Origin of the sequence: Thalassotalea euphylliae (assembly GCF_003390395.1) — a bacterium.
GTDB classification, from domain to species: Bacteria; Pseudomonadota; Gammaproteobacteria; order Enterobacterales; family Alteromonadaceae; genus Thalassotalea_F; species Thalassotalea_F euphylliae_C.
The window spans coordinates 4133937-4147387 of the sequence record NZ_QUOV01000001.1 but is presented as its reverse complement, the minus strand read 5'-3'; the positions used below and the strand labels follow the sequence as shown (position 1 = coordinate 4147387).

Genomic DNA, 13451 nt, shown 5'->3' with positions numbered 1-13451 from the left:
AGTGAGTGACAACAAGAAAGAGCTAGGCGGCAAATCAGCAATTCCCGTCAAGAATGTAGAAATTCATCAACCTAAAAGTGGTAGCCAAGAGCACTATAAGCCGCGCGACCAAATTTATGTGCGCAAAGTCACAGGCTTCTATCAGCAGTTAAGACAAAAGATGAATTTCGTCTTTTTGTTTATGTTTGCAGCCATTCCTTGGGTGAACTTTAATGGCCAACAAGCGGTACTCTTCGATATTGGCGAGCAGCGCTTTAATATTTGGGGCCTAACCCTATGGCCGCAAGATTTAACCTTGCTGGCATGGCTGTTTATTTTAAGTGCTTTTTTACTGTTTTTTGTCACTACCTTTTTAGGGCGTGTGTGGTGTGGATACATGTGTCCACAAACCGTATGGACCTTTATTTTTATCTGGTTTGAAGAAAAAATTGAGGGTACAGCCAATCAGCGTAAAAAGCTCGATGCGCAAAAAATGGATGCCACTAAGCTGCGCAAAAAGGCGCTAAAACATTTCTGTTGGCTCTTTTTCTCCGTGCTGACCGCGCTCACTTTCGTCGGCTATTTCACTCCTGTTCGTCAACTGTTTATCGACTTTTTCACACTCGAAACCTCGCTGATGGCAGCGGGCTTTGTTTGGTTTTTTGCCTTTTGTACATACGGTAACGCCGGTTGGATGCGAGAGATTATGTGTTTGCATATGTGCCCTTATGCACGATTCCAATCAGCAATGTTTGATAAAGACACATTGACGGTTTCATATGATTACAATCGCGGAGAAAATCGCGGTGCACGTGGCCGTAAACAAGACCCTAAAGCTTTAGGATTAGGAGATTGTATTGACTGCAATTTATGTGTTCAGGTGTGCCCAACCGGCATAGATATTCGCAACGGCTTACAATACGAGTGCATTAACTGTGGTGCTTGTGTCGATGCCTGTAATGGCGTAATGGAGCGAATGAACTATGAACCTGGCTTGATTCGTTACACCACAGAACATGAGCTTAAAGGCAAGAAAGTCCATATCCTGCGTGGCAAATTAGTTGGCTATGCAACCTTGATGATCATTATGACCTCATTGTTAGGTTATGAAATTGCTACTCGTGTCCCCGTTTCGATGGACATTATTCGCGACCGCAATGAATTAGCTCGCGAGAACTTTAACGGTGAAGTGGAAAACGTTTACACCCTGAAAATTTTGAACAAGTCGCAGCAAGACAACACTTATCGATTGTCCGTTGAAGGAATTGACGGCGCCAAGTGGATTGGTGAAAGCGAGGTGTTTGTTAAGGCGGCATCAGTATATACTCTGCCAATTAGCATTGCCGTTGACCCATACGAATTGAAAGACTATATGACTGATATTACCTTTGTTGTTGAACTTGCCGAGCAAGATAGTGATGTGCGTTTAGCTCACGATAGTCGCTTCTTTAAGAAGCGCTAATGGCGGTTTTTGATTTTTCTTCACTGTCGCCCGATCTCATTTTAGACGGCTTAGAAAGCATTGGCGTTTATGCTGAATCGGGTTTATTAGCACTTAATAGCTATGAAAATCGTGTTTATCAGTTTCAGGATGAACACGGTGAGCGCTGGGTCACTAAGTTCTATCGGCCGCAGCGCTGGCAGCTGGCGCAAATTCAAGAAGAACATGATTTTGCGCTAGAGTTAGCTGAGCAAGAAATTCCAGTAATTGCGCCGATTTTGCGCGATGGTAAGAGTTTATTTGAACACCAAGGGTATCACTTTGCGCTTTATCCATGCCGTGGCGGGCGCATCTTTGAAGTAGACAACTTAGATCAATTGGAATGGATGGGGCGTTTTGTTGGCCGCATTCATGCCGTGGGTAGCAAGCAAGCGTTTGCGCACCGCCCATCATTTAACACCAATGAATTTTTGCTTGAGGCACGTGAGACGATAGCCAATAGTGGCTTTGTGCCTATGCACATCGAAAATGCTTTTTTTACGGTACTCGATCAAGTGATTCAGCTGGCGTTAAGTCAGTACCAACCAAAATCGAGCATACGCTTACATGGCGATTGTCATGCCGGTAATATTTTGTGGCGTGACGAGCAAGGACCACACTTTGTTGACTTAGATGATTGTCGCCAAGGCCCAGCAATCCAAGATTTATGGATGATGCTCTCTGGGGATAGATCGCAACAATTTTTACAATTAGACACCATGTTAAGCGGTTACGAAGAGTTCTTTTCATTTGATGCGCGCGAGCTTGTCTTGATAGAATCTTTGCGTACAATGCGATTAGTCAATTACATTGCTTGGCTAAGTAAACGTTGGCAAGATCCAGCGTTTCCGCGTAACTTCCCGTGGTTTAATACCGATAAATACTGGGAACAACAGGTGTTAGTGTTGAAAGAGCAACACGCTGCCTTAACGCAGGCACCGCTAAGCTTATTACCGTAAAGGAACAGAGATGAAAAAAATTTTTGCTAGTTTGTTAATGGTTATGTTGTTGCCATTTGCCGCACAAGCCGCGAATTACCAAGAAGGTAACCAGTACACTAAAGTCAGTGACCAGTTATCTAAAAAGCCTGAAGTTCGTGAGTACTTTTCTTTTTATTGCCCACATTGTTTGCGTTTTGAACCTTTCTTTGCAAACGTGAAAAAGAACCTGCCAGAAGGTGTGTCTTTTGAACGTAACCACGTTGATTTCTTACGCTTTACAACGCCTGAAATCCAATTTATGGTCACTAAAGCGTTAGCCACTGCACAACAATTAAAAGTTGAAGACAAAATTGCTGCTGCGATTTTTAACTACATTCAAGTACAACGCGGTGCTATTACCGAAGAAAAGGATATTCGCAACATCTTCGTATTAAACGGTGTAGATGGTGCGGCATTCGACAAGGCATTTAAGAGCTTTTCAGTGAATAGCAAAGCTAAGTTGATGAAGAAAATGCAAAACGACTTAGTGAAAAAACGCGCACTAACGGGTGTTCCAACAGTCGTTGTAAACGGTAAATACCGTATCAACGCTGATAAGTTAGACCGCAATAACTTCGAACAAGACTACATTAACATTGTGAAGTACTTGTCTACGCTAGAGGGCTAATGGCGCTTTTTGGTGAAATTATGATTTCGAAAAGCTTAGCCTTGGCTAAGCTTTTTTTTCGCCTGTAATTTGTGTTTATGCTTTATGTAGAGCATGAGCATTAACCCTAGCGCTAACCCAGCTAGTGCGACGCTCATTTGCTGTTGAGTTTCTGCTGCTAATTTAATGCCTGCACCCGCCAGTGAAAAAATCACCATTTGTGGAATAAAGCCCAACGCAGAGCCAGCAATATAGGGGGTAAAAGGTAATTTTGTCGCACCTGCGACAATATTAGTGATGAAGTTACTACCCAGCGGCAAAACTCGAATGATCAGTGCTTTTGTAAAAGTATTAACTGATAAAAAGCGATGTATAACCAAAGATTTACTTGGAAAACGCTGGTAGACCCAACGGGCGAATAAATATCGGCTAGCCAAAAACGTTAGCATACAACCAGAAATTGTGGCGGCTGTAGCCACCATAAAACCTACTTTCGCGCCAAACAGCATACCTGTAGATAACGCTGCTACTTGTCGTGGTAACCCCATCCCAGTCGCTAAACTTAAGATGAGATAGCAAAGTAAAAAGCCTGATGGCGTGGCGGTGAACCAGGTGCTACTCGTGATTAATTGGCTTAGGCTGTCGATATTGGCGCTCTACTACTTTTCGTGGTGTAAATGGCAGTGCTGCCATTATATGAGTGGAGTGCTAAAACATAAAGCAGGGGCATTAAGGGAGCCCGCTAAGTGCAAGCTTCAGAATTTTGATTTATTAGTTACACGCTTACATCAAGCCGTTAAGTAACTTAGCTTTTGCTTGTTCAAACTCTTCTTCAGTGAGGTAGTTTTGTTTTTTTAGGCTGACGAGTTTTTCTAAAGCTAAAATGATTTGCGTATCAGTTTGGCCACGGGTTAGTCCACTGTTTTCGGCAAGGGCTCCTGGCTCTTCAGTTGTATTCGTTGTTGAAAATAAATGGAAATCATCAACATCAGCTTTTTGAGCATGGGTAGTGTCTGCTATTTGCTCTGTTTTGGCTTCCACTTTACTTTCTTCTACACACTTTTCTTCATTCTCGTTGTCTGAATTGTTTACGGTGTTTTCGCTAGAGAGCGGACTACTTGCTTTTGCTTTTGCGAGTGCAGAGCAGTTTAAAAACGTCTTTCGCGTTTTTATAGGTCTTGATTTATCGATAATTACATCCGATGACGTTTCCCTTTGCTCCGTCGTTTCAGGTGCAAGTAATGCAGACAAACGCCATGCCCAGTCTACTGCATTGACCAACGCTGCCTGATAGCTCGCTTTTGAAATACGATTATCACCTTTGCGTAGATACAGACTAACTAAATATATTTGCCGCTCACTGTCAGTTATAGCTAATTGAATATGCCTTAACTTTCCGTCAGTCATTTTCTCTCGCTTTTCGACATTACATGTCTGACGCCAAATATTATCAAAGTCATTGGTCATGCCTTGTTGAATGGACAACTCAACCACGCTGATATTGTTGATAAGCAGTTTAATCCCTGCAAGGTTTCCAATTGCTAAGCTTTTACTAGGGACGGATTGGTGCGGTTTAAACAGATGAATTACACTGTGATCACTGGATAGTTCTAGGTGATTAAACTGTTGTTGGTAAAAACTGGTAACAGAGAATCTACGCTTATTAATTCGACGATAGGTATGCCATAATCCCCAACTTGTCAGCGATAGCATTATCAGAAAAACGATTAATTTATCTAACCCCGTATTGGAGTCTGTTACCAATGTTTCTTTTGAATCGGCAAGGTTATTGACTAAACGAGACAATATGCCTGTCGAAGGTTGATACATCAGCACGCCGCCAACTGCATCGTGAAACAATTTTACTGGTAGCTCTACGCCGAGCGGTATAATTGGTGTTAATTGATAGTCACTGCTACTGGCATGCTTGGTTAGGCTTACTAGATATGGTTGGTCTTGATGAACACTTACCACTAGAGTGGAGCCAAAAAGCTGGTCTGCTTGGTTCCCGTAATAGGGAAGTATTTGAAAATCACTGATCTCAAGATTTTTGTAACGAAACACGGTGGATAAAGGGTTAGAAGCCCGGCTGATCTTGTGTGTCTGCTCGTCTTGATGATCAATCCAAAGTGTTTCATTAACTCTATCAGGCCAAGTGAAATGACCGAGTTGTGACAGTTTGAACCTAAAAATTTCTTGGTTAACCTCTGCGTTTTCCACATAGGGATTTGTTGGAGGAACCGTGTAAGGTTTTAAACCAAATTGTTCGGGTTTGATACGCAATATGCTGCCCGAATAAAGTGGTGAAGTTGCGAAACCTTTAATTGCACTTAAACCTATATACAGCAAACCAAAATTATCATCCCACGCTCTATGGTAAGGATTGAATGCCAGTTGTACTTTTGCAGTGGTCGATGTTGGTAACCCAATTCTCAGCACCTCTCGTACAGTGACCTCTTCTAGGTCAATGCTGTCACTTAATTGCCACTCTTTAAGCACAATATCTTGCTCCAGGGAGTCTTTGTTGAATTGCCGACCTACAATTCGACTGGCTTTAGTGTTGGCTTGATCAATTGCAGCTTGATGAGCACTATAAAACTTGTGGTAGCCGTTTTGCTCGCGTGTGTCGAAATTAGGGTGTAGTGCAATGGCAAGAAGTCTTGAGTTATCTTTTTCGGTGAGTAATTTGTGGTTCAGCGGTGTCAGCTCAGGCTGGCGTTTACTCGCATTAAGAATAAATAACTCTCCAGATGCGCTAGCGACTATAAAATGTTGATAGTATTTCGAAATGGGATATATAGCGATCACCTGCTCGGCAATATGCTTCGGCAAGGTGGCAAAAGGTTTGAAGCTTAATTCTGCGCTTGAACTCCAAGCGACTAGCAAAAAGTAAAAGGCTAAAAAAATTATAATACGAAGTGTATTCATACTTACAGTGTCGTTAAAGTTGACCCACATATGGTCTTAAAATTGGCACCTCAACCGACTGCAATCTACTTGAACTGATCTTGTTGGTAGCTTGTTATTATCCTCTAATAATCGTTGTTAATGACCGAAAAATCAACAGTTTCAATAGATTTATTTGAGTAACACGTGAACGCTTTTGGCGGTAATTTGCTGTGTTTTTTCAGCGTCGTTAGCATAAGTGAGTCGCCCTTCAATTACTAAGTTTGCACCCAAGCTCGCTTGTTGATGAAGTTGGCTAGCGGTGTGCCCCCAAACTTGTACTGTTCGAGTGATGTTGTGATCTATAAGTTGTTGCTTTTGTTCGCTATAGGCTCGGTGCGAGATGGCGACATTAAAATGTGCGAGGGGTTGACCACGTTCGCTGGTGACTAATTCTACGTTTGAAACCAGTTCTGCACTGCAAATTACTTGGTTAATATTGGGAGTAAAACCTTTCGCAAAGTGCTCAACAGTTGTTGCGTGAACAATCTCACTGCGGTTGATTGAATTTGTTGCTAGGTAACCACTTACCAGCAGCAAGTCTCCTTTATTGGCCTGTGCGATCGCCTCTTCAACAGCATTACCAACAACTTTGATTTGGTGGTAGCTGGTCCACTCTTTGGTTTGTTGCTGCTTGTCTTGCCATCGATGAGTTGTCGCCAGTGTTAACTCTGTAACAGCAAGTACGGGATTCGCTTGATAGCGAATTTCAGGCTTAGCGACTAGGTTGCCCAGTAAGGTTACCTGACATAACTGATGGCGAGATCTAGACATAGGTTTTAGCTCTTCAACACAAACAAAAAAAGCCGTGGTTACGGCTTTTTAATTAAAACATAGTTTCATACCAATTGAATTAATTAATTGATATTAGACGGTTAATTGTTTTATTGGTTAAGGCAGTGCTTAATTGCAATCGACAGTAACTCTTTCGCTGACTTATCGTTGGCTGGCAGCTCTTCATCACAGGTGCTCACTGGTGTCACGCGCTCGCCCCACTTAATATAACCTGCACCCCATGTTAAACCCGCACCAAATGCAGCTGTCATAATATTCGCGCCAGGTTTTACACGACCAGATTCAACGGCTTCACAAAGTGCAATTGGCACCGTAGCCGCCGATGTGTTGCCGTAGTTGTGGATATTTACCATGACCTGATCATCAGTTAGCTTAAACTGTTTTTGTAGGGATGCGATGATGCGCAAGTTTGCTTGGTGCGGGACTAAAAGGTCAATATCTTCAACATTAAGCTGTGCTTGTTTAAGCACGGTTTCAGAGCCTTGTCCCATTGCACGTACAGCACGTTTAAAAATGTCAGGCCCCATAAAGTGCACATCTAAGGCTGACGGTGGGTTTTCGTAACGATCCATATCAGTACCAAAACCGCGAATTTCAAGAATATCTCTAGCTTCTGAATCACAGCCGAGCTTAGCGTGGACTAATCCTGCTGGTTTATCGCTAGCTTCAATCACGACTGCGCCTGCACCATCACCGAATAAAACTGCGGTTTCACGCAGCGCCCAGTTTACCCACCAGCTCATGCGTTCAGCACCAATAACAACCGCTTTTTTGATCATGCCTGAGCGTACTTGTGCTGTCGCATTTTGCAGCGCATATAAAAAGCCAGTACAGGCTGAATTTAAATCAAACGCTGCGGCGTTTTTAGCGCCAATCAATTGCTGCACTTTAGAAGCTGTATTCGGCACTATGGTATCTGGACATGAGGTAGCTAAAGCAACTAAGTCAACTTCTTCTGGGCTAATACCGGCCGCTGCCATAGCACGCTTTGCGGCAAGCGCTGCTAATTCAGCAGTATTTACATGTGAAATGCGACGCGATTTAATGCCGGTACGTGTGGTGATCCACTCATCGCTGGTATCAACAAATGTAGCTAAATCATCATTAGTTAATTCAGCTGGTGGTACACATTTACCCCAGCCGGTAATCTCGGCATAGGTTGCGGTATTTTGTAGGGCACTGTTTTCAGCGAAAGTGTCTGCAGACATAGCTTAATACTTCTATTGATCCTGTTGTAGTTGACGGCATTCTACTCACCTAAAACGTGCTTTAAAAGCCTTGATACAAATTAGTACAAAGTGAGGTTTGTCAGTGTTTCATACCATTGACACCGAACTGTCACCGAACTGTCAATAACGTCTTCTAAGCTGACGATAAAATTGGCAAAGTGTATAAGTTGTTATGTCTCTTTCGTCACTAAAATTTTCTTTATCTGAACACTATTTACTGTTTGAACATATTGAAAATTTAGTTAATCGCCCCTCGATAACGCCGATGGATGCTGGTTGTCAGGACTACATTGGTGAGGTTTTGCGTAGGCTAGGTTTTAAAACACATCAATTTACCGATAACGGTGTCGCTAATTTAGTCGCGACATTAGGGGAAGGTGATACGAAAATTGCTTTCTCCGGTCATACCGATGTGGTGCCTGCTGGCGATGAAGATAACTGGCGCACCGACCCGTTTATTGCAACGTTAAAAGGTGATGAGATTATTGGTCGCGGTATTGCCGATATGAAGGGGGGAATCGCCGCGATGCTCGCGGCAATAGAAGCCACAATTAATCGCATTAATACACAAAAAAACACGTTTTTAGTATTGATCACTAGCGATGAAGAAGGCGAAGCTGAATTTGGCACAAAATCGATAGTAGAGCACTTAGCGGCACATGATTTATTGCCTGATTACTGTATTGTCGGTGAACCTACGGCCAGCCATAAAACAGGTGATGTGATCAAAGTTGGGCGGCGTGGTGCAATTTCTGCCGAATTGACCATTAGTGGCCGGCAAGGTCATGCTGCTTACCCCCAATTTGCTGATAATGCCGCACATACGGCGGCAGATATTGCCTCTTGGTTGAATCACTTATCTTGGGATGAGGGGAGCGATGATTTTCCAGGTACAAGTTTGCAAATTACCGGCATTGATACTGGTCGTTGGACTGACAATATCATTCCTGGCCAAAGTAAATTGTGTTTCAACATTCGCTATAGCCATGTTTACAGCGAACATAGCATAGTGCAACGAATAGAGGATGGCTTACGCCAGATACAAAAAACGATCGCGATTGAATGGTTGCGCCCTTGCCATCCTTACTTGACTGAAGTGGTGGATGATAAGCAGAACTTAATTGGCGTGGTCGAACAAGCGATTTATCAAGTAACCAAGCGTTTTCCAAGGTTATCGACTTCAGGTGGTACTTCTGACGGGCGCTTTATCGCTCAGACTGGTTGTCAGGTTGTTGAATTAGGTGTGCCAAATTGCACAATTCATCAAGTTAACGAGCGTGTAAAAATTTCTGACCTGCAACAACTACAAGCAATCTATCAAACGTTATTGGTACGCTTGATGGGCATTGATTAATAGACGAAAAGTGTACTGTATTTACGTTGTGTAAGATTTACGGCAGCTTTATGGTAGCACTTAAATTGCACCTAAATACTGCCAGTCAATCGGTGTTATTAAGTAAACCTTTGTGACGCTTTATTCGTTTTCACCCAGATAGCGCTCGCGTTTTTTTCGTTTAAGTTGAGTGATATCTAGCAATACTAAACCATCAATACAGTCGTTAAAGTCTTTGTCGACGCCAAAGTCGATAAATTTCACTCCGCCAGCTTCAGTTAATTCACTGTATTGTTTATAAAGTGTTGGTACGCTTGTTCCCATATTAGCAAGTAGGTGTTTAAGTTTGGCGAAATCCGCTTTGTAATCATCGCCGACAAATTGTGACTTTAGCTGTTCCATCGCTGGCTGGTTTAAAGTAAATGGAGATCGCGACGGCGCGATCTCGCGGTCTGCACCAAAGTACAATTGATAGAAATACACTAGCAGTTCTTTGGCCGATTGCGGCAGTGCATTACTCATGGTTACTGGCCCAAACAAATAGCGATAATGTGGGTACTTTTGCAAGAAAGCCCCGATGCCATACCATAAATAATCTAGGCTGCGCTTACCCCAGTACTTAGGTTGTACAAAGCTGCGACCAAGCTCTAAACCTTGTGTTAAATAAGGTGACATTTGTTCTGTTAGTTCAAAGAGCGAGTGAGTGTATAAACCGGATAACCCTTGCTGATCAAGTACCGCTTGCGTGTCTGCTAGGCGATAGGCGCCGACGATCTCTAGCTCCTCGTTGTCCCACAAAATTAAGTGGAAATAGTGGCTGTCGTATTTGTCGATATCACGTCGTAAGTTGCTACCTTCGCCGACCATACGAAAGGCAATTTCACGCAGTACACCTACTTCTCGCATGATCGGGTCATTCTCAACTGCGCGATGTAAGTAGATTCCTTTGCCATCTTGAGTGGTGCCAAGGTATTCACATTGCTTAATGGCTTTTTTCAGCACTTTTCTATCTTCAATCGGGGCGATCGCGCTTTGTGTTTGAAATATATCGGCTTTATTATTTTTTAAACGGTATAAGTGCTTCTTAAACAGCTTCGTTTTGGTTTTAATATCAAGCGGCATACCATGGTAGCTATCAAATGGAATTTGCTTCCCAATGCGCATCGGGATGTCTTTTTGCTGTTGTTTAAACATTTCGTTGACTAGGAGCAAAGTTGATGCCGGTTTATACATCATAGAAACGCCATAAAAGGCCGCTGAATTTTTCGCCTTGATATAAACAGGTACGATGGGAGCCTTCGCCGCTTGTGCAAATTTTAGAAAGCCAGCGTGCCACCTGGTATCTCTAACACCAGCTGGGCGAATACGCGACACTTCGCCAGCTGGAAACACAATAATAGCGCTGTCTTGCGCTAGGTGCTCGTGAATAGCTTGCAAGTTTTCTTTGGGAGTTTTACCGCCCATATTGTTAACAGGTAATAACATCGGGCTGAGCGGTTTGATGTTCATCAGCAAGCTGTTAACTATTACTTTGACGTCACGGCGAATATCGGCAACCATTTTGATCAGTGCAAGGCCGTCGAGCGAGCCAATAGGATGATTGGCTATGATAACGACTCGTCCTGTCGAGGGGATGTTTTCACGCTCTGAATCACGTACTGAATAGCTGATATTGAACATATTCAGCACTTGTTCAACAAAATCTAAGCCGGTGAGGTGAGGATATCTTTGCTCGAAATCTAAGAACTCTTTTTCGTGCAACAAGCCTCTTAAGGCTGCTTTTACGGGTTTTGCTAACCAAGGCTTATCATTAAGTGTGGGTAGGTTTTGTGCAACTACATCATCAACTCGAAACATATTCTTTCCTTACACCTGAAATACTCACTCTGTGGCAAGCTTTTGTGCACGTTAAGTGAAGCAGATGAATAAAAGGTGACAGCTAGATGATGCTTTTATGACCATTGTTATTGAGACTCTAAAGGGGCTGTTAGCTATGCCTAAAAAGTGCTTAACAAGCACTCAGCTAAAACTCTTAGCACAACGATTAACTCGCCATAGAGACAACGGTCAGCTTAGGTTGCATTGTTGTCCAGTAGCATAAATTAAGTTCTCCATACGCATTTTCAGTAAGGGCGCTGCAGCTTTCAATCCAGTCACCGTCATTGCAATATAGCAAGCCATTTTGCTCAACAATTTCGGGGTGGTGGATATGGCCACATACCACGCCATCTAAATTATTTCGGGCAACTTCCTTAAGTGTTGCGTCACGATAGCGGGCGATGGCTTCGTTTGCTTTTTTAATGCGTTTTTTAATGTAAGCGGCCAGCGACCAATAATGAAAGCCACGCATTCTGCGACAATGATCGAGGTTGCGGTTTAGCCAGAGCAGCACATCATAAAGTTTGTCGCCAAGCCAAGCTTGCCATTTACCCAAACAAACTTCGCCATCAAAGTCATCACCGTGTAATACCAATAGTTGCTTACCTTGTGCTGTAGTGTGCACAAGGCGTTTTTTAATTTCGATTTTGCCGAATAGCATATTGGCATATGGCTTAATGATTTCGTCGTGGTTGCCTGGTAAATAGACCACATGTGTGCCATCAAGTGACTTTTGGTACAAGGCGTGAAGCAAACAGTTGTGGCTTTCTGGCCACATAAACTGACGCTTTAATGCCCAAAAATCAACAATATCACCCACTAGGTAGAGTGTGTCCATGGTGTTATATTGAAGAAAATCGAGCAGCAAGTCTGCTTTGCAATCTTTGCAGCCTAGGTGAATATCAGATAACCAAACCGTGCGATGATGTTGCTTCATAGTGCGCCCTGCTCAATGCCGTTGGAAAATAATGCTGTCGGTAAATTTGCTGGTGTCGTATTTCCGATAACCGAACTTACGGGGGCTATGCTAGAAGTGATTTATGTCAGAGCTGTGACGTTTTTTTAAACAAATGCTTACGGTTTACTTACGAGTTAGTGACGAATGGAATCATTGAAGAATTTATGAAAGCTAAGCAAGAAGAGAATAATAGAGCGATGGCGCACCCAGCAGGAGTCGAACCTGCGGCCTCTGCCTCCGGAGGGCAGCGCTCTATCCAGCTGAGCTATGGGTGCAGCGGGCGAAATAGTATAGATAATGAAGCCATGTGTCTAGGCGGTTACTGCAATAAATGTTATTTATTGATAGCTCTTATTAATGAGATTACTATACTAAAAGTCAGTGAATTAACTACATTTAGTGTCAGTAATTTTGACAATTTAGGGGTTCTAAAAATCGTTATAGTTGTTGAAGCGCTGTAGTTATGCGTTATTCATGACATGGTTTGTTTTTTGCTTGAATTTTGTAAAAGTCGTTGCCCCCAATAGTCATTAGCGGCATTTAGAGTTGAGAAGGTTTATGAGCGTTAAAAAGTCTACAGCGGAAGTGAATTCAGCATCACAGAAACAGAAAGGGCGTAGAAGCCTTTTCAAAAAGGCTGTGATTGGTACGCCTTTGGCTATTACGCTAGCTAGTCGCCCAGCTTATGGTGCCGTTTGCAGCCTTTCCGGGTTCCAATCTGTTAATCCTTCGGGGGTTGCTCGCCATAATGTTGGTTGTGGTGGAATCAGCCCTGGTGGTTGGAAAGAAAATGGTTACAAGACTGGAAACCAAGATGGCAGCAGAGATAATTGGATTAAGGCTGGTTTTTACCCTAATCCACGAAAAGCTGGCTCGTTAAGCTACAATACTAAGAAAGGTATATATCCCGACGATCCCGATGGTACTTTGTTTTATGCATGGGAAGCCTTTAGTGGTGCAACGCCTAGTGTGTATGTAGACCCTTCAGATACATTGCACGACGTATTATTAAAAAACCCTGGCACTTTAGAATTCCATATGATTTCTAATTTCCTTAATGCCAATTACTATAATTGGGGTAACGGGGACGGTAAAATCAATGCCATTGATATTCGTGGTGTCTACATGGCTTACACTTCAATGCAACAAACCTACACAACAACAACTGGTGCTGTGTTGAACTTAGATACACTCGATCTACAAAAGTTCTTTGCTCAGTTATACCATTAATCAGTATTTTGAGAGTTACAAAAACCAAGCATAGAC

The 13451-nt window shown here is 42.8% G+C and carries 11 protein-coding genes and 1 tRNA gene; 5 read left to right on the top strand and 7 right to left on the bottom strand.

Annotated elements, in window-relative coordinates; genetic code table 11:
- Position 1: 1 nt before the first annotated feature.
- The 3 genes from ccoG to DXX92_RS18135 are packed head-to-tail and all read left to right on the top strand — an operon-like array spanning position 2 to position 3067.
- Positions 2-1441 (top strand): cytochrome c oxidase accessory protein CcoG, encoded by a 1440-nt coding sequence (ccoG, locus tag DXX92_RS18145; protein WP_116002077.1) that lies wholly within the window; start codon positions 2-4, stop codon positions 1439-1441.
- A complete protein-coding gene (locus tag DXX92_RS18140) occupies positions 1441-2418 on the top strand; it encodes a serine/threonine protein kinase (protein ID WP_116002076.1) in 978 nt (325 codons plus the stop codon). Before ccoG ends, DXX92_RS18140 begins: the two co-directional genes overlap by 1 nt.
- A 10-nt stretch (positions 2419-2428) precedes the next feature.
- On the top strand, positions 2429-3067 hold the full coding sequence (locus DXX92_RS18135; RefSeq protein ID WP_116002075.1) for a thiol:disulfide interchange protein DsbA/DsbL: 639 nt from the start codon (positions 2429-2431) through the stop codon (positions 3065-3067).
- Between the two features lie 35 nt (positions 3068-3102).
- On the opposite strand, the gene DXX92_RS18130 is transcribed toward DXX92_RS18135, so the two are convergent.
- The 4 genes from DXX92_RS18130 to DXX92_RS18115 form a co-directional block, all read right to left on the bottom strand.
- Positions 3103-3594: a TVP38/TMEM64 family protein gene (locus DXX92_RS18130; protein ID WP_116002074.1), complete on the bottom strand. Its 492-nt coding sequence runs from the start codon at positions 3592-3594 to the stop codon at positions 3103-3105.
- 235 nt (positions 3595-3829) lie between these two features.
- A complete protein-coding gene (locus DXX92_RS18125) occupies positions 3830-5974 on the bottom strand; it encodes an SHOCT domain-containing protein (RefSeq protein ID WP_147301988.1) in 2145 nt (714 codons plus the stop codon).
- A gap of 150 nt (positions 5975-6124) precedes the next feature.
- On the bottom strand, positions 6125-6766 hold the full coding sequence (locus DXX92_RS18120) for a single-stranded DNA-binding protein (protein ID WP_116002072.1): 642 nt from the start codon (positions 6764-6766) through the stop codon (positions 6125-6127).
- 110 nt (positions 6767-6876) lie between these two features.
- Positions 6877-7995 (bottom strand): ketoacyl-ACP synthase III, encoded by a 1119-nt coding sequence (locus DXX92_RS18115; protein ID WP_116002071.1) that lies wholly within the window; start codon positions 7993-7995, stop codon positions 6877-6879.
- A 193-nt stretch (positions 7996-8188) separates the two neighbouring features.
- On the opposite strand from DXX92_RS18115, the gene dapE reads away from it, so the two are divergent.
- The gene (gene dapE, locus DXX92_RS18110) at positions 8189-9370 is read left to right on the top strand and encodes a succinyl-diaminopimelate desuccinylase (protein ID WP_116002070.1); all 1182 of its coding nucleotides are present in this window, start codon (positions 8189-8191) and stop codon (positions 9368-9370) included.
- Between the two features lie 120 nt (positions 9371-9490).
- Here the strand turns inward: dapE and DXX92_RS18105 are convergent, their stop codons facing one another.
- From DXX92_RS18105 to DXX92_RS18095, 3 genes are all read right to left on the bottom strand, one after another.
- On the bottom strand, positions 9491-11206 hold the full coding sequence (locus DXX92_RS18105) for a GNAT family N-acyltransferase (RefSeq protein ID WP_116002069.1): 1716 nt from the start codon (positions 11204-11206) through the stop codon (positions 9491-9493).
- Positions 11207-11393: 187 nt separating this feature from the next.
- Positions 11394-12164 carry a UDP-2,3-diacylglucosamine diphosphatase gene (locus DXX92_RS18100; protein ID WP_116002068.1) on the bottom strand — a complete coding sequence of 257 codons (771 nt, stop codon included), beginning with the start codon at positions 12162-12164 and terminating at the stop codon, positions 11394-11396.
- Between the two features lie 219 nt (positions 12165-12383).
- A tRNA-Arg gene (locus DXX92_RS18095) sits at positions 12384-12460 on the bottom strand.
- Between the two features lie 283 nt (positions 12461-12743).
- Between DXX92_RS18095 and DXX92_RS18090 the strand changes: the two genes are divergently transcribed.
- A complete protein-coding gene (locus DXX92_RS18090) occupies positions 12744-13415 on the top strand; it encodes a hypothetical protein (protein WP_116002067.1) in 672 nt (223 codons plus the stop codon).
- Positions 13416-13451 lie beyond the last annotated feature (36 nt).

Bases quoted from the DNA above. Each gene is read 5' to 3' on its own strand.
- DXX92_RS18140 (WP_116002076.1), top strand. From the start codon at position 1,441: ATGGCGGTTTTTGATTTTTCTTCACTGTCGCCCGATCTCATTTTAGAC.
- DXX92_RS18135 (WP_116002075.1), top strand. From the start codon at position 2,429: ATGAAAAAAATTTTTGCTAGTTTGTTAATGGTTATGTTGTTGCCATTT.
- DXX92_RS18130 (WP_116002074.1), bottom strand. From the start codon at position 3,594: ATGGGGTTACCACGACAAGTAGCAGCGTTATCTACAGGTATGCTGTTT.
- DXX92_RS18125 (WP_147301988.1), bottom strand. From the start codon at position 5,974: ATGAATACACTTCGTATTATAATTTTTTTAGCCTTTTACTTTTTGCTA.
- DXX92_RS18120 (WP_116002072.1), bottom strand. From the start codon at position 6,766: ATGTCTAGATCTCGCCATCAGTTATGTCAGGTAACCTTACTGGGCAAC.
- DXX92_RS18115 (WP_116002071.1), bottom strand. From the start codon at position 7,995: ATGTCTGCAGACACTTTCGCTGAAAACAGTGCCCTACAAAATACCGCA.
- dapE (WP_116002070.1), top strand. From the start codon at position 8,189: ATGTCTCTTTCGTCACTAAAATTTTCTTTATCTGAACACTATTTACTG.
- DXX92_RS18105 (WP_116002069.1), bottom strand. From the start codon at position 11,206: ATGTTTCGAGTTGATGATGTAGTTGCACAAAACCTACCCACACTTAAT.
- DXX92_RS18100 (WP_116002068.1), bottom strand. From the start codon at position 12,164: ATGAAGCAACATCATCGCACGGTTTGGTTATCTGATATTCACCTAGGC.
- DXX92_RS18090 (WP_116002067.1), top strand. From the start codon at position 12,744: ATGAGCGTTAAAAAGTCTACAGCGGAAGTGAATTCAGCATCACAGAAA.